Origin of the sequence: Cellulophaga sp. 3_MG-2023 (genome assembly GCF_030546975.1) — a bacterium.
In the GTDB taxonomy this organism is placed as follows: domain Bacteria; phylum Bacteroidota; class Bacteroidia; order Flavobacteriales; family Flavobacteriaceae; genus Cellulophaga.
Map to the genome: position 1 here is coordinate 115,641 of NZ_JAUOPS010000007.1, position 19,616 is coordinate 135,256.

The 19,616-nt window shown below is 31.2% G+C and carries 13 protein-coding genes; 7 read left to right on the top strand and 6 right to left on the bottom strand.

Annotated elements, in window-relative coordinates; genetic code table 11:
- Positions 1 to 46 precede the first annotated feature (46 nt).
- Genes Q4487_RS15095 through Q4487_RS15110 form a run of 4 tightly spaced genes read right to left on the bottom strand, consistent with a single transcriptional unit; the run spans position 47 to position 4,039 of the window.
- Positions 47 to 808 (bottom strand): hydroxypyruvate isomerase family protein, encoded by a 762-nt coding sequence (locus Q4487_RS15095; RefSeq protein ID WP_303544088.1) that lies wholly within the window; start codon positions 806 to 808, stop codon positions 47 to 49.
- A gap of 39 nt (positions 809 to 847) precedes the next feature.
- A complete protein-coding gene (locus tag Q4487_RS15100) occupies positions 848 to 1,867 on the bottom strand; it encodes a UDP-glucose--hexose-1-phosphate uridylyltransferase (protein WP_303544086.1) in 1,020 nt (339 codons plus the stop codon).
- A gap of 23 nt (positions 1,868 to 1,890) precedes the next feature.
- Positions 1,891 to 3,039 carry a galactokinase gene (galK, locus tag Q4487_RS15105; protein WP_303544083.1) on the bottom strand — a complete coding sequence of 383 codons (1,149 nt, stop codon included), beginning with the start codon at positions 3,037 to 3,039 and terminating at the stop codon, positions 1,891 to 1,893.
- 1 nt (position 3,040) lies between these two features.
- Positions 3,041 to 4,039 (bottom strand): GntR family transcriptional regulator, encoded by a 999-nt coding sequence (locus tag Q4487_RS15110; protein WP_303544079.1) that lies wholly within the window; start codon positions 4,037 to 4,039, stop codon positions 3,041 to 3,043.
- 117 nt (positions 4,040 to 4,156) lie between these two features.
- Between Q4487_RS15110 and galE the strand changes: the two genes are divergently transcribed.
- Both galE and Q4487_RS15120 read left to right on the top strand, forming a co-directional pair.
- Positions 4,157 to 5,188 carry a UDP-glucose 4-epimerase GalE gene (gene galE, locus Q4487_RS15115; RefSeq protein ID WP_303544076.1) on the top strand — a complete coding sequence of 344 codons (1,032 nt, stop codon included), beginning with the start codon at positions 4,157 to 4,159 and terminating at the stop codon, positions 5,186 to 5,188.
- Entirely contained in the window at positions 5,188 to 6,174 is a 987-nt protein-coding gene (locus Q4487_RS15120; protein ID WP_303544073.1) for a LacI family DNA-binding transcriptional regulator, read from the top strand. Before galE ends, Q4487_RS15120 begins: the two co-directional genes overlap by 1 nt.
- Positions 6,175 to 6,247: 73 nt before the next feature.
- Here Q4487_RS15120 and Q4487_RS15125 read toward each other — a convergent pair whose 3' ends face one another.
- On the bottom strand, positions 6,248 to 7,009 hold the full coding sequence (locus tag Q4487_RS15125; RefSeq protein ID WP_303544070.1) for an SDR family NAD(P)-dependent oxidoreductase: 762 nt from the start codon (positions 7,007 to 7,009) through the stop codon (positions 6,248 to 6,250).
- Positions 7,010 to 7,105: 96 nt separating this feature from the next.
- Positions 7,106 to 8,011: an AraC family transcriptional regulator gene (locus Q4487_RS15130; protein ID WP_303544067.1), complete on the bottom strand. Its 906-nt coding sequence runs from the start codon at positions 8,009 to 8,011 to the stop codon at positions 7,106 to 7,108.
- A 185-nt stretch (positions 8,012 to 8,196) separates the two neighbouring features.
- Between Q4487_RS15130 and Q4487_RS15135 the strand changes: the two genes are divergently transcribed.
- The 5 genes from Q4487_RS15135 (at position 8,197) to Q4487_RS15155 (ending at position 19,597) form a co-directional block, all read left to right on the top strand.
- The gene (locus tag Q4487_RS15135) at positions 8,197 to 12,336 is read left to right on the top strand and encodes a two-component regulator propeller domain-containing protein (RefSeq protein WP_303544063.1); all 4,140 of its coding nucleotides are present in this window, start codon (positions 8,197 to 8,199) and stop codon (positions 12,334 to 12,336) included.
- A gap of 666 nt (positions 12,337 to 13,002) precedes the next feature.
- Positions 13,003 to 16,035, top strand: a complete 3,033-nt coding sequence (locus tag Q4487_RS15140; RefSeq protein ID WP_303544060.1) for a TonB-dependent receptor — start codon at positions 13,003 to 13,005, stop codon at positions 16,033 to 16,035.
- Positions 16,036 to 16,052: 17 nt separating this feature from the next.
- A complete protein-coding gene (locus Q4487_RS15145; protein WP_100896537.1) occupies positions 16,053 to 17,597 on the top strand; it encodes a RagB/SusD family nutrient uptake outer membrane protein in 1,545 nt (514 codons plus the stop codon).
- A gap of 364 nt (positions 17,598 to 17,961) precedes the next feature.
- Complete coding sequence (locus tag Q4487_RS15150) at positions 17,962 to 18,453, top strand: GbsR/MarR family transcriptional regulator (protein WP_100896538.1); 492 nt, start codon at positions 17,962 to 17,964, stop codon at positions 18,451 to 18,453.
- Positions 18,454 to 18,466: 13 nt separating this feature from the next.
- Positions 18,467 to 19,597: an efflux RND transporter periplasmic adaptor subunit gene (locus Q4487_RS15155; protein ID WP_303544053.1), complete on the top strand. Its 1,131-nt coding sequence runs from the start codon at positions 18,467 to 18,469 to the stop codon at positions 19,595 to 19,597.
- The last annotated feature ends 19 nt before the right edge of the window (positions 19,598 to 19,616 follow it).

Genomic DNA, 19,616 nt, shown 5'->3' on the forward strand with positions numbered 1-19,616 from the left:
GAACGTCTTTTCTTTGTTGAAAATACGGCAGCCCACAAGATAAAAATTATACATCACATATTAAGAAAGATTCTCTTAAGGATTGTATTTTATTTTTTGATAAAGGCATAAACTCTTGTGCTACATACCCTTTAAAACCAGTGTCTACAATGGTTTTCATAACTGCAGAATAATTTATCTCTTGGGTATGGTCTATTTCATTACGACCTGGAACACCTGCGGTATGGTAATGACCAAAATACTTATGATTTTCTTTAATTGTTCTTATAATATCCCCTTCTTGTATTTGCATATGGTAAATATCAAAAAGAAGTTTAAAACTAGTAGAATCTAACTTTTTGCACAAATTCACTCCCCATTCAGACGAGTCGCACATATAATCTGGATGATCTATTTGGTTAAACAATTCCATTTGCAAAACCACATTATACTTTTCTGCTAAAGGCAGTATTTTAGACAAGCCATCTACACAATTTTGCAAACCGGTTTCCTTATCTAAACCATCATTATTACCACTAAAACAAATTAAATTTGTGTAACCTGCCGCTGCTACCTGCGGTATTAATTCTGTATAGTTTTTTATAAGTTGATGGTGATACTTTAGATTATTCCAACCTTGCTCCAAACTAATTTCTGCACCATTACACATAGCACAATGTACACCGTGCTTAGCAAGTAAAGGCCAATCTTTGGGTCCTATTAAATCTATAGCAGTAACTCCTAGATCTTTAATTATAATTAAAAAATCTTCTAAAGGAGTGTCGTTAAAACACCATTGACAAACACTGTGGTTTATATTATTTCTCATGGCACTATAGTTTACTTGCTAAACAGGTTTTATATTATTTTAAATTAAATCTCTTAATCTTGTTGCTGCTTGTTCTGCTGTTATGTCTCTTTGCGGAGAACCAAACATCTCATAACCAACCATAAACTTTTTAACTGTTGCACTACGCAACAATGGTGGGTAAAAACTCATATGCCAATGCCAATGACTATTATCTTTACCATTTGTTGGTGCTTGGTGTATACCACTAGAATAAGGAAAAGAAGTATTAAACAACTTATCATACGCCTTAGTAATTGCAGAAATTGCATCTGCAAACGCTGTAGCCTCTTTATCTGATAATTTACTAATATCCTGAGTTTGTTTTTTAGGTACAATCATAGCTTCAAAAGGCCAAACTGCCCAAAAAGGAGTAAGCACTACAAAGTCATCATTACTATAAATAATACGCTCGTTTGCTTCTATTTCTTGCTTTAAATAATCTCCTAAAAGGCTTCTTTTATTTTTAGCGTAGTACTCTTTTTGTCCCTTCTCTTTTTTTATAATTTCGTTAGGTAAAGTAGATTGTGACCAAATTTGTCCGTGCGGATGCGGATTACTACACCCCATAACAGCTCCTTTGTTTTCAAAAATTTGAACATAATTAATGGTGTCATTACTACCCAACTCTACATATTCTTTTTGCCAAGTTGTAACAACTTTATTAATGTCTTCTACAGCCATATCTGCCAAACTTTTAGAGTGGTCTGGACTAAAACAAATTACTTTACAAATACCTTGCTCACTCTCTGCCTTAAACAAACCATCATTAACAGAGAATGTTTTTGAGTCTGTTTGTAAAGCAGCAAAATCGTTTGTAAAAACAAAAACGTCTTTATAATCTGGATTTATTTCGCCGTTAATTCTAGTGTTTCCTGCACATAAATAACAATTAGGATCGTGCGCTGGCCTAACTTCATTAGAAACAGCTTCGTTTTGTCCTTGCCAAGGTCTTTTTGCCCTGTGCGGAGAAACTAAAACCCACTCACCAGTTAATATATTAAAACGTTTATGTGAAAAATCTTGTAAATCTGTATTCATTATATAATAGAATTGTGATTGTGTTATTTTATTTTTTGTGTTCCGTCTGATAATTTTACGTTGTAAATAGAGCAATCTTTACCAAACTCTCTTTTAAAAAGACTTGAGATTTCTTTTTTAAACGATTTAACTTCAGACTTTAAAATTAAATTAATTGTACAGCCACCAAAGCCGCCACCCATCATCCTAGCTCCTAAAATATTTGGGTTATTTTTTGTGTGGTCAACTAAAAAATCTAGTTCTTTACAACTTACTTTAAATTGTGTGCTTAACCCATTATGAGACTTGTACAACAATTCTCCTAGTTGCTTTATATCATCTGCCTTTATAGCTTTAGAAAACTCTTTAACACGTAAATTTTCTTCAATTATATACAATGCCTTTTGGTAATCTTCATCTGTAATATCTGACTTAATTGTATCTAAATCTGATATTGTAGCATCTCTCAAAGCTTTTATATTAAGCTTAGTAGATACTTTTTCACAAACCTCTCTCCTGTCATTGTAAGCACTTTCAGATAGGTCATGCTTTACATTTGTATTAATTAAAAGCAGCTTATAATCTCCAAAATTAATTTTATATAATTTAGATTTTATAGTTCTACAGTCTAACAATAATGCACTTTTTTTAACCCCAAACATACTAGCGTATTGGTCCATTATTCCGCATTTAACACCAGCGTAATTGTGCTCTGCCTGTTGTGAAATTAGAATCATCTCCTTTTTAGAAATACCTAACTTAAACAGTTTATTAAGTCCGTAAACAACACTGTTTTCTAATGCTGCGGAAGAAGACATACCTGCACCACCAGGAATATTGCCTGCAAAAACAATATTAAAATTACCTAGTTCTATGCCTCGCTTTTTTATTTCTGCAACAACACCCAAAATATAGTTACGCCATCCACCGTTCTCTAACGGAGAAACAGTATCTAAACTAAATTGATATGTCTCTTCTTTATTTAAAGCATAAACGGTAGATACTTTATTTTTACTTTTTTGTATGGCTAAAGCAATACCCTTATTTATAGCTGCAGGAAAAACAAAACCATCATTATAATCTGTATGTTCACCAATTAAATTAATTCTACCTGGAGAAAAAACCATAAGTGGTTTAGTTTTAAATGTCTGTTTAAAACTATTTTTAACCTCTTTTATTAACTTCTTATTCATCTTATAATGAGTTTCTGACTATTAAACTATTTGGGTTCTCTATTTGTATATTTTCATTAGATAAAATCATTTGTGCCAAGCGTGCTCCCATTGTATTAAAATTGGTAGATATTGTAGTAATACCACCTTCTACAACCTCCTTTAAAAGGCTGTCGTTATAACAAATAATACCTATATCCATACCTAAAACAAGCTGTTGCTGCTGTATCTTTTTTAGTAAAAAAATTAGGCTTCTATCATCTAAAATAAAATACAATTCTCCTTTGGTTGGCGTTCTGTTTTGCAAACTACTAAGTTGTTCTTGTGCTATTGTTTTTGTATCACAAAATGCATTAAAACCTTCTAATATTCCTTGTGGTTGCTTGTCTTCAGAAAACAACAATATCATTTTCTGATATTTAGAAATTAACGAAGCACTTTCTTGCAACCCACTAAATACATTCTTTTTAAAATTTTGATAAATAGATGGGTATGAAGCTAACTCTTTATTAGTTTGGTCTAAAATATACACCTTATCCTTTGGCAACTTTTCTACAATATGACCTATATTTTTAAGGTTAGCAGGCATAAGAACATAATAAGAATACGCTCCTATGTTGTCATAAATTAATTTGCTAAAAATATCTGGATTAAAGTGATGAAAAAAGATATCTACTTGCACATTATCTCCTAGGGTTTCTAAAAAAGAATTATATAAATCTTCTTTAAAAGAGTTTAGCTCATCAAATAATAAAAAAACCTTTTGAGATACAGTAACATCTTCACTAATTAAGTAATACCCTTTACCTGCAACAGACTGTACTATACCACGAGTTTTTAACTCATTAAAAGCCATTAAAACAGTATCTCTAGACAGTTTATGTTTATCTCTTATACTATTTATAGACGGTAATTTACCTCCTTTTTTTAGCACACCGCCACGTATTGCTTCTTCTATAGAAACTATAATTTGCTTGTACTTTGGTATTCCAGAATTACCTTTTATAGAAACTATACCCATAAGGCAAATATAAAATAAAAACTCAAAAAAACAAACTAGTAGGTACTAGTATGGTTAATTGAAAAAAAATTCTTAATATAGCTACTTCAAACTAAATACAACTAAATTCAAAAAAAGATGAAAAACAAAATAATAGTAACTGGAGGCTGTGGTTATATAGGATCTCACACAGTTATTGAGCTACTAGAAAGTAATTTTGAAGTTGTAATTTTTGATGATTTATCTAATTCTACAGAGAAAACAATTGACAGAATTTCACAAATTACAGGCAAAACACCAATTTTTGTAAAAGTAGATTTAAAAGATGAAGCAGAAACAAATAAAGTTTTTAAAGCTCAAAAAGATGCATTAGCAGTTATACATTTTGCAGCACACAAAGCAGTAGGAGAATCTGTAAAGGAGCCTTTAAAATATTATCAGAATAATTTTTACTCGTTAATAAATTCACTTAGTTCACAAACTAAAAACAATATTAATAATTTTATATTTTCCTCTTCGGCAACAGTATATGGCTTACCAAAGACATTACCTATTACAGAAAAAAACAAAACTAAGCGTCCTTTTTCCCCTTATGGCAATACTAAAAAAGTAGCTGAAGAAATACTAGAAGATTTAACAAATTCTGACCCTAATTTTACTGCAATATCTCTACGCTACTTTAACCCTATAGGTGCACACGAGTCTGGCTTAATAGGAGAATTACCAACAGGTATACCAAATAACCTAATGCCTTATGTTACGCAAACAGCAGCAGGAATTAGAGAAAAACTAATGGTTTATGGTAATGATTACCCAACTAAAGATGGCACACCTATTAGAGATTACATACACGTTGTAGACCTTGCAAAAGCACACGTATTAGCCGTAAAAAGACTTGTTAATAAGGAGCAAGAAAAATCTTTTGAGTATTTTAATTTAGGTACAGGTATTGGATACTCTGTACTAGATATTATAAAAACTTTTGAAACCGTAACCAACTCTAAACTTAATTATGAAATTACAAGCAGAAGAGAAGGTGATGTACCTAGATTGTATGCCGCTACCAAATTAGCAACCAAAAAATTAGGATGGACACCAACAAGAGAGCTTAACGAGATGATTAGCTCTTCATGGAAATGGGAACAAAACGTAAGAAAAGAAAAAGAGTAATGATACAAGCAAGACCCACATTATCACAAATTTCTAAAGCCTTAGATTTATCTATTTCTACCATATCTAAGTCACTGTCTGACAGTCCTGAAATTAGTATTAGCACAAAAGAAAAAGTACAGGCTTTTGCACGTAAATGCAACTACAGACCTAATAGTTTTGCTGCTAGTTTAAGAAAAGGATACACCAACAATATAGGTTTAATTATACCTAGTGTACTAAATCCGTTTTACGCAAAAGTATTGGTTGGTATAGAAAAACATTTAGATGAAAATGGTTATAAATTAATAACCAGTATAAGCAATGAGTCTGCCGAAAAAGAATCTAAATACTTAAGTATTTTAGGTGGCGGATATGTAGATGGTGTAATTATTTGCGTCTCTAAAGAAACAGCTATAAGTAACAAGTACAAACAAATAGATACACTTATAGGAGAAGGCACGCCACTTGTTTTGTTTGACAGAATAAGCGATTTAAAACGATGTGATAGCGTTATTATAGACGACTACAAAGCCTCATTTAATGCTACTGAACATTTAATAATTAATGAGAACTGTAAAAATCCTATAATGGTTACTTTAATTCACCAATTACAACACGGTAAATTAAGAGCCAAAGGTTTTATAGATGCACTAAAAAAACATAACTTTTCTACAGACAATTGCATTGTAGACGCCACCAATACTGATGAGTTAAATACCAAACTTAAAGCTATATTAGAACTTAAAAATGTAGATGGAGTTTACGGTGCTAATGATATTGCCTTGGTGCAAGCTATGAACATTAACCGTAGCTTAAATATAGAAGATATTGCCTACACAGGTTTTTGTAATAACTCTAAAATAGCATGGAACCCTGGTCTTAGAATTATAGATCAGAATGCAAAAAAAATGGGTGAGGAAGCTGCTAAATTAGTACTGCAGCGTATAAAAAACAACAATATTAAAGAGTATCATACACGTACAATTACAACAGAATTTGTATAAAATTTAATTAATTAAGCTATTGTAACAAGAGTGTATTTCCTAAACACTCTTGTTACATATATTTAAAAACAGCTTATATCATTTGACCTCCAGACACCTCTATACGTTGGGCATTAATCCATTTAGCATCATCTGTGCATAAAAAAGCAACAACACTACCTATATCACTAGCAACTCCTACTCTACCTAATGCTGTTTGCGAACCTATAAAATCGTTTAAATCCTTATTATCTCTAACAGCTCCGCCACCAAAGTCGGTTTCAATAGCACCTGGAGCAACTGTATTTACTCTTATTTTACTTTTTCCTAATTCCTTTGCTAAATATAATGACAATACTTCTACGGCTCCTTTTGATGCTGCATACGCTGCATAACCAGGCAAAGTAAACCTAGTTAAACCTGTAGATATATTTACTATTCCGCCTTCATTATTTAAATATGGCAATACTTTTTGTGCAAGAAAAAATGGTGCTTTAAAATGGATGTTTACCATTTTATCAAACTGATCTTCAGTAGTTGCTTTAATAGACTCATTAATACCAATACCGGCATTATTAACTAAAAAGTCTAATTTATCTACATTAAAAACCTCTCTTAATGCAGTTTTTAAGTCTAAAAAAAACGAATCAAAATTTTTAGTATCATCAACATTTAAGCGTAAAGCAGCGGCTTTACTCCCTAATGTTTCTATTTCTTTAACAACAGCTAAGGCACCGTCTTTACTACTATTATAAGTTAAAATAATATCTAATCCCTTTTTAGCTAAACTTATAGCCATATTTTTACCCAAACCACGGCTACCACCTGTTACCAAAACTATTTTATTTTGCATCATAATATTCTATTTTTATTAAAATACAAAGGTCTTAAAACAGTAAAAGCGTTAACTTACAAAAAACAAAGAGATAGTTGTAAATTTCAAATAATTAGTTTAATTTCTAAATTTATTAGGAGAAAAAGAGGTTTGCTTTTTAAAAAAGTTTGAAAAATGAGCTACTTCATCAAAACCTAAGGAGTATGCAATTTCTGATACAGTCCAATTTGTTTGTTTTAATAAAAATTTTGCTTCTTGTGTTATTCTTTTAGATATAAAATAAGTTGTAGTATTACCTGTACTCTCTTTTAAAGTTGTGTTTAAGTGGTTTACGTGTATCGCTAATCTATTTGCAAAATCTTTAGCAGATTTAAGCTTTAATTGTTGCTGTGTACTCTCTATAGGAAATTGCCTTTCTAACAATTCTAAAAACAAGGATGTTATTCTTTTTGATGCTGTTTGCGCAGAATACAGAGCAGTGTTAGGCTGCAACTTTTGTCCAAAATGAATAATTTCTAAAATATAGTTCCTAATTAAGTCATATTTATAAGCGTAAGACGAATCTATTTCTGTTTGCATTCTTTTAAATAACAGAGCCAATTCTTTATACTCTTTTTTGCTTAATTGAAATACTGGATAACCATTAGAATTAAAAATAGGTAGGTCATCTAACACCACTCCGCTTTTAGATTTTATTAAAAATTCATCTGTAAAAACACAAAACTTTCCTTTTTGTTTATCATCTAATGGCTCGTACTTATAAGGTACTTTAGGAGACCCAAACAACAATGCATACTTATCTATATTTACAACCTTATCTGCGTATTCAGCTCTATTTCTTCCATTGATAAGGCTAATTTTATAATACATTCGCCTATTGTAGGGCATTACATTATCTGTCTTTAAATTAGCTAACATATCTGCTATATTAAAAATATTAAAGTGTCCAATATACTTACCTATTGCTTCAGGAAGCTCGGCATTTATCTCTCTGTAAAAATCTTTAATAGTAGTAGCCTTCATTCTTAATTAATTGTAAAATTCAAATATAAATATATTCTTAATAATCAATTTCTAATTATAGATTAAAGCAAATATGAATAGGAAAAATATAACCTTTTAACATTAATTTAAGCTATTAGTTTAAATTCTTTAGTAACTAAATTTTAATTTATAAATTGTACTTGTAAAAAATTGTTCAGCCCCATATGAAGAAATTACTACTTATTGTCTTTTTATTAATTTACTGTACTACCACATATTCACAAGATATTACCAAGGAATATAACTTTGTAAGTATTAAAGAAGGCATATCTAAAGTTGGTGTATCTACTATAATACAAGATCATAATGGTTATGTTTGGATGGGCACTAACGGTGTTGGGCTTTACCGTTATGATGGTATAGATTACACTTACTACAAACATATTTTAAACGACACAACCTCTATAAGTAGTAGTTTAGTTTATTGCTCTTACCTAGATAAAACAAACCGACTTTGGTTTGGAACAGAAGAAGGATTAAATGTATATGACAGAGATAAAGATCAGTTTAAAAAAGTACATTTAACTACCGACGAAAAAGAAAATAAGATAAACATATCTATACGTAGTTTAGAAGGTGATAGTAATGGAAATTTATTTATAGGTACTTATGATTTAGGATTGTTTAAACTAAATCTAAAAACCTTAAAAGCTGAGAAAATTGAAAATCAATACAAATATTTACCTATAAGTATTTATGCTTTAAAACTAGACCATAACAATAAAATTTACGCTGGCACAAATGTAGGTTTGCAAGAGTATGATACAAATACCAACAAACTAAAACAGTCCTTATTAAATACAGATGACAACTCTTCTGCAATAAAAGAAGGCATACAGTCATTATTGGTTGATAAAAAGAACAATATTTGGGTTGGTACTATTAATAATGGTTTGTACAAAATTGATGATTTACTAAACACGCGTAACTACCCAATTGCAGATACTAAGATTTTCTCTATTATTCAGTTACCAGACAATACAATTATGTTAGGTTCTGAAAACAATGGCCTTTTTCATATAAACACAAATGGTAACATTATAAAAAACTACTTATCTAGTAAAACAGATGAAAAAAGTATTCTGTACAATTCTATTTGGTCTTTATTTTTAGATAAAAATGAGCGTATTTGGATGGGCTACTACAACTCTGGCGTTGCTGTTTATGATAAATTATATGACAAATTTAATAATATAGAAAGCCTTAACAACACTCCCAATTCACTACAAATTGGTTCTGTTACTGGTATTGCACAAGATAAAAATGGTAAACTTTGGATTAGTATGGATGGTGGCGGCATAGACGTTTTAAATCCAAAAACAAACAAGTTTACCCACATTAACATTAAGGATAAAAGTACATATAGCGGACTAACTAGCGATTATATTGAAGCTATTTTTATAGATAGTAAAGAAAATATTTGGGCCACCAGTTGGGACAATGGTATTTATATGCTAAAAAAGGGCTCTAACAAATTCATTAATTTTAATATAGAAAATACAGCTGGTAAATTAAGCTCTAATACTATTTTAAGTATAGATGAAGATTCTGAAGGAACCATTTGGATTGGATCTTTTTACAAAGGTCTACACTCTTACAACCCTAAAACAGAGAAAATAACCCATCACAACACAGAGATTTTTGTTAAAAATGATATTACCGTTAGTGATGTCTGGAAAGTGTTAGTAGACAAGGAAGATAACATTTGGCTAGGAACAACAGTTGGTTTATTTCGTGTTAAAAAAATGACCAACGGTAATTTTATAGTTACGCCTATGTCTTCACGTATGTCTAAAGAATATAAAAACCAAGCTAGCGCTAATCATATTTTAACATTACATGAAGATACTCTTGGTAATATTTGGATAGGAACCAAAGGAGCTGGTTTAAGTAAATACAATCCAAAATTAGACACCTTTAAATGGTTTAATAAATTTAACGGGCTAACCGAAGAAAATGTATGTGGTATTATAGAATGTAAAGAAGGTAATATATGGGTTACAGGAAACTCAGGAATTTCTAAAATAAACGTAACAGACAATAACATTACCAATTACACCAGCAATGACGGTTTATTGTCTAACGATTTTAATATTAATGCAACCTTTAAAGACAGTAAAGGGCAACTGTATTTTGGCAATTACAAAGGAGTAGATTACTTTGACCCTAAAAAAATACAGACGAATAAAAACTTAACCTCTATATACTTAACAGACTTTAAGTTATTTAATAAAAAAGTAACTCCTACACAACACAAGTCACCATTAAAAAAAGTAATTTCAGAAACAGATAGTATTAGTCTTACCAGTAAACAGGCTGTATTTACTATAGAGTATTCTGGTATAAACTACACAAGACCAGAAAAAAATGAATATGCATATTACTTAGAAGGATATGAAAAAAACTGGAACTATGTAGGTGCAGTTAGGAGCGCAACTTACACAAATTTAGATCCAGGTAATTATATATTTAAACTAAAAGCATCTAACAATGATGGTGTTTGGAACGAAGATCATTTAGAGTTAAAAATTACTATTTTACCACCTTGGTGGAAAAGTGTCTGGGCAGTAATAGCTTATATCCTACTGTTTTTATTGGGCATTTATATGCTTAATAAAATGACACAAAGCAGAATTAAAGAAAAGCAAATAATTAATAACGAAAGAGATAAGCGTTTACAAGAAAAAGATTTAGACGAGAAAAAATTTCAATTCTTTACCAATATATCGCATGAATTTAGAACTCCGCTAACACTTATTTTAAATCCTTTAAAAGATATTTTAAGTGATACTAGTCTTAATTTACCAACAAGAACTAAGGAAAAACTAAATATAATACATAAAAACACAGACAGACTTTACCGTTTAATAAACGAACTTTTAGATTTTAGAAAATTAGAATTAAACAAAGTAAACATAAAGGTTAGAGAACTTAATTTAGTTGCTTTTACAAAAGAAATAGCTAGTCATTTTACAGAGGAAGCCAACTCTAAAAATATAAACTTATGGGTAAGTTCTGTCTTAGATGACATTCCTATTTGGGCAGATGAAAACAAACTTGAAAAAATAATTTTCAATATTTTGTCTAACGCAATGAAAGTTACACCAAACGGAGGCGCAATAAAAATTAAGTTAGAACCTAAAAACAAACTAGCAATACTGCCTTTAGTTAACCCTATAACTCCGGTTAAAGCAATAAAAATTACAGTATCAGATACTGGGCCTGGACTTAAAAAAGAACAAGTAAAACGTATTTTTGAGCGCTTTTATCAGGTAGATAATTTAAACAAGACCTATTATGACGGTACAGGTATTGGTTTAGAAGTAGTGAAAAGTTTTGTGCAGTTACACAAAGGAAAAGTAGAAGTTAATAGTACTGTTGGTAAAGGCACCAAGTTTAAAATTATACTACCAGCAGGTAAGTCGCACTTTAGTACTGAAGAAATTGTACCAGATATTGCAAACACAACTATTAACAAAAATGACCAAATAAAAAAAGAAAGTACCACAAATGATACTGAAAATGAATTAGATAGTGCTCCTAATTTACACACACTATTAATTGTAGAAGACAACACAGAGTTAAGAAATTACATTAAAAATGAATTTAAACACTTATACAAAGTACTTACTGCTGTTAATGGCGCCGAAGGATTAAAAATTGCAAAAGAATCTTTACCAGACGTTATTATTACAGATGTTATTATGCCAGAAATGAATGGTTATAAGTTTTGTAAAAGCATAAAAAACGATCTTAGAACAAGTCATATTCCTTTATTAATGCTTACCGCAAAAGCAAGAATTGACGACCGTATAGAAGGTATAGAGACCGGAGCAGATGCTTATATGGTAAAGCCTTTTGATATGAGACTTTTAAAACTAAGAGTATCACAGTTAATTACAAGCAGGCAACTTATTTTTAATAAATATTTTAGTTTGATAAATGATGTACCTAAGAATATAAACACTACATCTTTAGACAAAGAGTTTATTCAAAAAGTATTGGTATATATAAATGATAATATAGACGATCCCGAATTAAATGTAGAGTCTTTAGCATCTGAGTTAAATTTAAGTAGAAGTCAGTTTTACCGCAAAATAAAGGCACTCACAAACCAAACCGCTAGCGAATTTTTACGTAACATACGTTTACAAAAAGCAAGACAAATAATAGAAATGGGCAACTCTAACATTAGTGAGGTATCATACAAAGTTGGTTTTTCATCACCATCTTACTTTACTAAATGCTTTAAAAACTACTTTGATTTATTACCTACAGATATTAAACCAACCAATCCTAAATAGCTTAATTGCAGTCTTATTACAAACGAGTATAGTATCATTTTAAAAACAATAATTATGCATTTTAAAGTGGCATAATTATTCTATTACTACCCTTTTATATCTTAATGTTTTTATAAAATAGGTATAAGTACCTGTTAAAAAAACACGCAGAAATATGTTAAAATTAGCTGCTTTTTACTTGTTTACTATAACATATAAAGCACAAATTGGTAATTAAACATACTACACAGCTACAACTTTAACATTTTAAAGTACTACAATGCTACAACATACACCTATTTAATAAAACGTATGTTGCATACAATGCTACAAATGTTGCAAATAAGCGCATTTACTAGTGTTTGCTACATATTTTGTAGTGAACGCTTTAAATGTTTTAACAACTAATTTACATCTGTAGGTATATTTGAAAGTATGAAAGTTAACTACACTAAATGGAGGCGCCTTGTAGAAATAGGCTTAATTATTGCAATTATTGCCCTCCTCATATTTATAATAATGTACATCGTATAATACCAAGCATAAACCACAACAATTAAAACCAAACACAATAATTACTAACAACACATAAAAGAAAAAAAACGTATGAAGAACTAAGACAAAATCAAAAAAAAATAAACATTAAAACTAACAAAAAAACTATTTTACTAACTTAAACTTTTTAATATGATAATAAGGTTAAAACACGTGATTGCTACACTTGTAATTATTATTACACAAACAGCATTTGCGCAGACAAAGACTATTAGTGGTCTTGTTACAGACCAAGCCGGTATACCACTTGGTGGTGTAACCGTTATTGTATCTGGAACCACAAATGGTACCAGTACAGATTTTGATGGTAACTACACTATAGATAATGTAAAAGCTACAGACAAATTAGACTTTACATATATAGGTATGGTTGCACAAACCATAACTGTAGGAGCTAAAACAACAATTAATGTTACTCTACAAGAAGATGCACAAGCCTTAGACGAGGTTGTAATTGTAGGTTATGGGTCTAAGAAAAAGAGCTTGGTAACAGGTGCAATTTCTAGTATAGACAGTAAAGATATTAAAAGCACATCAGGACAAAGGGTAGAACAAGTTTTACAAGGTAGAACTTCTGGTGTTACTGTTTCTTCTTCTTCTGGTGCGCCAGGTTCTGGAGCTAAAATTAGAATTAGAGGTGCTGGATCAAGTGGTAACTCAGATCCTTTATACATTGTAGATGGTATGAAAACTTCTTCAATTGTAGATATTGCTCCTGGTGATATTGCTAACCTAGAAATTTTAAAAGATGCTGCTTCTGCTGCAATTTATGGTACAGAAGGTGCAAACGGTGTTGTAATTATAACTACTAAAAGAGGTAAGCAAGGTGGTTTAAAAGTTGGTTTTAACTCACAACTAGCTATACAAACCGTTAAAACCAATATGGAATTAATGAATGCTGAACAATTTGTACAGTATATGAATGAAGCCGGACAAGCTAATGTTGCTTTAAATGGTTATGATACAGATTGGATAGACGAAACATTTAATAATGCATTAATGTTTAGAAATGATGTTAACCTTTCTGGTGCTACAGAAAAATTATCATACTATATGTCTGCATCTAACTTAAACCAAGACGGTATAGTTGGTAAAGGCAATTCTTCTTTTGAGCGTTCTACTTTTAGAGCAAACATTAAAGCAGATATTACAGACTGGTTAGAGGCTGGTGTAAATGCAACTTACTCTATTACAGACAAAAACGGTATTCAAGAAAATAGTGATACCAGAGGTGTTATTCAAAATATGCTAATTATAGATCCGTTAACTCCTGTAACTTATTCAAATGGTCAAGTACCACAGTCTGTGTATGACAGAGCTACAGATAATGGTGTTCCTGTATTAACAGCAAACAATGGTAGTGTTTACGGTTACCCAAGCTATTCTACTGGTGAGGTAATTAATCCTGTTGCTTTTGCTAATGATATTAATAAAACTATAACAGACACAGATCAGTTTTTAGGATCTGCTTACTTAAAGTTTAATTTATTTGAAGGTTTTAACTTTACATCTAGATTTGGTTATGAAAACGGAAAAACAGAAGTTAGAAACAACGTAATTCCTTACTACGTATCTTCTGAAGCTGCAAATACAAAGTATACTACATCACAAACTAAGTATGAAACTAAAAAGTGGTTATGGGAAAACTTTGCTACATACACTAAAGCAATTAACGATCATAACTTTACATTATTAGCTGGTTACTCTGCAGAGGAAACAAGGTTTGAAACTGTTTTGTCTAGAAACGGTTCTGTAGATATAGACCAATTTACTGGTTTTGATTTAGACTTGCCTGGTTACACTGTAGAGGTTAAAGATATTTTACCTGCTCCAGATAATATGGTTTCTATGTACGGTAGATTATCTTATGATTTTGCTGGTAAATATTTATTTGAAACATCTATAAGAAGAGATAAGTCTGATAAATTCCCAGAAGCTAATAGAGCTGGTACATTCCCTGCTTTTTCTGCTGGTTGGGTATTATCTAAAGAAGATTTTTGGAAAGAAGATTCTAAATTAAACTACGCTAAATTAAGAGCCAGTTGGGGACAAAATGGTAGTAGAAGTAACTTAATAGGTAATGCAGATAAAACGTATGTTATTAGAGCTATTAATGGTGTAGGTATTAATTATGAAGGTGCAACAGGTGCTCAAATTTCTGGATACTCTAACCCTAACTTAGTTTGGGAAACATCTGAGCAGTTAGATTTTGGTGCAGACTTTAGAGCTTTTGAAAACAGATTAAATTTCTCTGTAGATTACTACAAAAAAACTACAAAAGATGCTATTGTTAACAATGGTGGTTTAATTACTCCTGGTTCTGCAGGTTTTCAATCTAACGAATTTAACGCTGGTACTATAGAAAATAAAGGATGGGAATTTGAACTTGGTTATGGAGACACAACAAGTGGTGGTTTTAGATATGATTTTAACGCTAACCTATCAACTTTAAAAAATGAAGTAACAGAGATATTATTTGTTCCAGAAGGAGCTTCTATTATTGGTGCTGGTGCACAACAAAATCCTGATGGTGTTACTCGTTTTACAGAAGGGCAACCATCTTGGTATTTCTACGGTTATAAAACAGATGGTATAGATACTGCTACCGGAGAAGTTATAAAAGTAGATACTAACGGAGATAATATTGTAAATAACGCAGATAAAGTAAAGGTAGGTTCTCCTCACCCAGATGTTTTATTTGGTGGTAACATTGCTTTAGGTTACAAGGCGTTTGATTTTAACTTACAATTTCAAGGTACAATTGGTAACGATATTTTTGCTACCTACCACCAACCATCTAGACCTATTACTAACAAGCCAGTACATTTTTATAACGAAAGATGGACACAACCTGGTGATGTAGCTACTTTTCCTGGTGCTGCCAATGTAATAGATTCTTATGATACAGATTTAATGGTAGAAGATGGTTCTTATATGAGAATTAAGCAAATACAAGTTGGTTACACACTACCTAAGAAGATTGCAGAAAGACTAAAAATAAACAATTTAAGAATCTATGTATCTTTAGATGATTACTTTACGTTTACAGACTATAAAGGCTTAGACCCAGAAATTGGTAACTTTAGCTATAATTCTATTGGTGTAGATAGAGGTTTTTATCCAACTGCTGCTAAAACAGTATTTGGCTTATCATTAGACTTTTAATAAATAGATATATTATTATGAAAAAAATTATAATCGCAATGGTAACTATCCTTTTTATTGGAGGAGTTACTGCATGTAGTGAGGATTTTACAACAAATCCGCGAGAAGACGGAGAAGATTTGGAAACGTTTTTTCTTGAAGAAGAAAACGTAGACGCTGCCATAATTGGTATTTATGACTTAATGCAACACACCTACTCTGTAGATTGGCATAGTGCATTTTTAGTAAAACAATTACCTGGTGATGATATGAATGCTGCTGGAGGTAATAGTGGTGATCAACCACAATTACAAGATATAGATGATTATGCAAACGTATCTACATCTAACCAATCTATAGAAAGTGTATGGAACTTGTTTTACAGAACAATTTCATTATCAAACTTAGTTATAGAAAACATTAAAGACAGTGATTTAAGTAACAAAGAATTAGCATTAGCTGAAGCTAAATTTTTAAGAGCTTGGTCTTATTTTGAGCTTACTACAATGTTTGGTGATATCCCTTTAAGATTAACAATACCATCTACAGCAGATGAATTTGGAATTGCTAAGTCTCCTAGAGCTGATATTTACACACAAGTAAAAGCAGATTTAACAGATGCAATTGCTGGTCTACCAGATAAAACAGCTTTAGCAGAAGACTTTAGAGTATCTAAAGGTGCTGCACAAGCTTTAATGGGTAAAGTATTAGTTTTTGAAGGCTTATACGGAGAAGCTATTCCGTTTTTTGAAGCTGTAATTTCTAATCCAGCGCACGACTTAGAAGCAACTGCTGCAGATGCGTGGGCTATAGATTATGAGTTTGGAAAGGAATCTTTATTTGAAATTGGTTTTATTTCTACTACCGGAAGAGACTGGGGTAACTTTGCTTGGGGCGGAAGAAACGAAAACAACATACATATACAGTTAATGGGACCTAGAGGTGATGGTATTTTTGATGTATCTACAGTAGGTTTAATTAATGGTTGGGGCTTTAACCTACCAACAGCTAAACTTATGGATGCTTTTGATGCAGCTGGTGATACAGACCGTAAATTAGCTACTGTAATGACAGAAGAAGAGTTAATTGCTGCTGGTGGTAGCGTAGATGAGTCTGCAGCAACTGGAGGTTCTATTTGGGATTATGAAGGTGGTATTAGAATTAAGTATGCTACTAAAGAAGAAGATACTAGTGCAGATGGCGTAAAAGAATTAAACTATGGTACAAACTATAAATTATTCCGTTACGCAGAACTATTGTTATTAGCTGCCGAAGCTTATAATAAAGACAACAAAGATGGTTTGGCAAGAGCCGAGTTAAATAAAGTTAGAAACAGAGCTGGTTTAGCAGATGTAGATGCATCTTTAGCTGGTGATGATTTATTTGAGGCTATTGTAAATGAAAAGTTCTTAGAGTTAGCTCATGAAGGACAACGTTTTTGGGATTTAGTTCGTTGGGGTAAAGCTGCAACAGAATTAGCAGGAACAGGATATTCGTCTAAAAATGATTTATTCCCTATTCCAGAAACAGAAATAGAAAAGAATTCTGAATTGACACAAGCTGATCAGAATCCAGGATATTAGTAGTTAGATTTTTAGTTCATTTAATACGGCGGTATAAGTTTTCTTATATCGCCGTATTTTTTTATCTAGTTTTAAATCGCATATAGAGCACGTTACTCTTTATGCGATTTTTTACATATACAAAGGTTAACATGTAAAAAAACAAGCGTTTTATCTTCATAAAATAAACAAAAAAAGTAGTTAAAACTTAGCAATAACACAATTTAACATACTGACAATTAACAATATAAACAAATAACTTCCTTTAACATTTAATTAACTTCGTTTAGTTCGGAACTTACCGAACCAATTATATCTTTGCACTTCTTTTTAAATCTAAAAAGAGAAATTAAAATAAATACTAATAAAAAAAAGGGTATTGCAAATGAAGAAGAATATGTGCAGCAAAAAAGGTACACTAGTAGAAAAGCTAGGAGTGCATATAGAATCTAACAATGGATATTCTCCTATAGCTTCTAGGGTGCTTGCTTATATTATCCTAACAGGAAAAACAGGGACAACTTTTGAAGATTTAGTATCATTATTATGCGCTAGTAAAAGTACCATATCAACTCAGCTAAATTATTTAACAGATATAAAAGAGATAGAATATTTTACTAAAACTGGTGATCGTAAAAAATACTATGTTATTACTTCCAATAAAATTAAAAGTCACATTTCTAATATGATTCAGAAATGGGAAGTAGAAAAAGAGCTACACCAAGAAGTTAGAGATTATAAAAATGAAATTAATGATTTAGAAACCACTGCAGAAGATGAAAAATTTGATTTAACATTTCATAACAATTACATACAATTTTTAAACCAAGCAATTACGTCCATTTCAAAACTAAACGTGGACAACATTAACCTATAAAGACAGAATTAAGATGAAAAAGAGAACTATTAGTAGAATTATAATTCCAATGGCAGCATTCCTAGTCATTGTTAGCTGTGGAAGCAAGCAAGAACAGCAAGCACCACAGGCACCACCAGCACCGTTTCCGGTTGCACAATTACAAACTAAAACAGTAACAAGTTACAAAGAGTACCCTACTACAATAGAAGGTATTATAAATAGTGATGTTAGGGCAAAAACATCTGGTTACATACAAAAAGTATTAGTAGACGAAGGGCAAAAAGTACGTAAAGGTCAGGTTTTATTTAGATTAGAAACACAGTCTTTAAGTCAAGATGCTGGTGCTGCAAAAGCACGTATTAACGTTGCCCAAGTAGAGGTTAACAAATTAATACCACTAGTAGAAAAAAATATTATTAGTGCAGTACAACTAGAAACAGCAAAAGCTAATTTAGCACAAGCAAAAGCTAATTACAGTAGTGTAAGTGCAAATATTGGCTATGCTACAATTAAAAGTCCTGTAGATGGTTATGTTGGTGCTATTAATTTTAGAGAAGGAGCGTTAATTAGTCCAAGTGACCCTACTCCACTTACTACAGTTAGTGATATTAGTAAAGTTTATGCATTTTTCAGCTTAAACGAAACACAATATTTAGACTTTTTAGAAAAAGCAGAAGGTAAAACCTTAAATGAAAAATTAGCAAATTACCCAGAGGTAAGCTTAATTTTAGCAAATGGCAGTACGTATTCTGAAAAAGGTAAAATACAAACTAGTACAGGACAAATAAACCCTAACACTGGTACCGTAAGTTTAAGAGCCATATTTAACAACCCTAACCGTTTAATAACAAATGGTAACAGTGGTAAAATACAAATACCAAATACGTTTAAAAATGCAATTGTTGTACCACAACAAGCAACTTACGAACAGCAAGGTAATGTAATGATATTTAAAGTAGGAGAAAATAATAAGGTAACTACATCTATCATTAAAATAAAGTCTACTGTAGATAATTTATATGTTGTAGAATCTGGTTTAGATCTTAAAGACAAAATTGTTACAACTGGTGTAGGCAAATTAAAAAATGGTGTGGTAATAGCTCCTCAAGAAACTTCTTTTGATGATGCCATAAAACCTATAGCTACATTATTTAAAAACTAAAAACTCTAAATTTATTTAG

What these genes read in the sequence shown, in the direction of transcription:
- Q4487_RS15095 (WP_303544088.1), bottom strand. Translation starts at nt 808, where the DNA reads ATGAGAAATAATATAAACCACAGTGTTTGTCAATGGTGTTTTAACGAC.
- Q4487_RS15100 (WP_303544086.1), bottom strand. Translation starts at nt 1,867, where the DNA reads ATGAATACAGATTTACAAGATTTTTCACATAAACGTTTTAATATATTA.
- galK (WP_303544083.1), bottom strand. Translation starts at nt 3,039, where the DNA reads ATGAATAAGAAGTTAATAAAAGAGGTTAAAAATAGTTTTAAACAGACA.
- Q4487_RS15110 (WP_303544079.1), bottom strand. Translation starts at nt 4,039, where the DNA reads ATGGGTATAGTTTCTATAAAAGGTAATTCTGGAATACCAAAGTACAAG.
- galE (WP_303544076.1), top strand. Translation starts at nt 4,157, where the DNA reads ATGAAAAACAAAATAATAGTAACTGGAGGCTGTGGTTATATAGGATCT.
- Q4487_RS15120 (WP_303544073.1), top strand. Translation starts at nt 5,188, where the DNA reads ATGATACAAGCAAGACCCACATTATCACAAATTTCTAAAGCCTTAGAT.
- Q4487_RS15125 (WP_303544070.1), bottom strand. Translation starts at nt 7,009, where the DNA reads ATGATGCAAAATAAAATAGTTTTGGTAACAGGTGGTAGCCGTGGTTTG.
- Q4487_RS15130 (WP_303544067.1), bottom strand. Translation starts at nt 8,011, where the DNA reads ATGAAGGCTACTACTATTAAAGATTTTTACAGAGAGATAAATGCCGAG.
- Q4487_RS15135 (WP_303544063.1), top strand. Translation starts at nt 8,197, where the DNA reads ATGAAGAAATTACTACTTATTGTCTTTTTATTAATTTACTGTACTACC.
- Q4487_RS15140 (WP_303544060.1), top strand. Translation starts at nt 13,003, where the DNA reads ATGATAATAAGGTTAAAACACGTGATTGCTACACTTGTAATTATTATT.
- Q4487_RS15145 (WP_100896537.1), top strand. Translation starts at nt 16,053, where the DNA reads ATGAAAAAAATTATAATCGCAATGGTAACTATCCTTTTTATTGGAGGA.
- Q4487_RS15150 (WP_100896538.1), top strand. Translation starts at nt 17,962, where the DNA reads ATGAAGAAGAATATGTGCAGCAAAAAAGGTACACTAGTAGAAAAGCTA.
- Q4487_RS15155 (WP_303544053.1), top strand. Translation starts at nt 18,467, where the DNA reads ATGAAAAAGAGAACTATTAGTAGAATTATAATTCCAATGGCAGCATTC.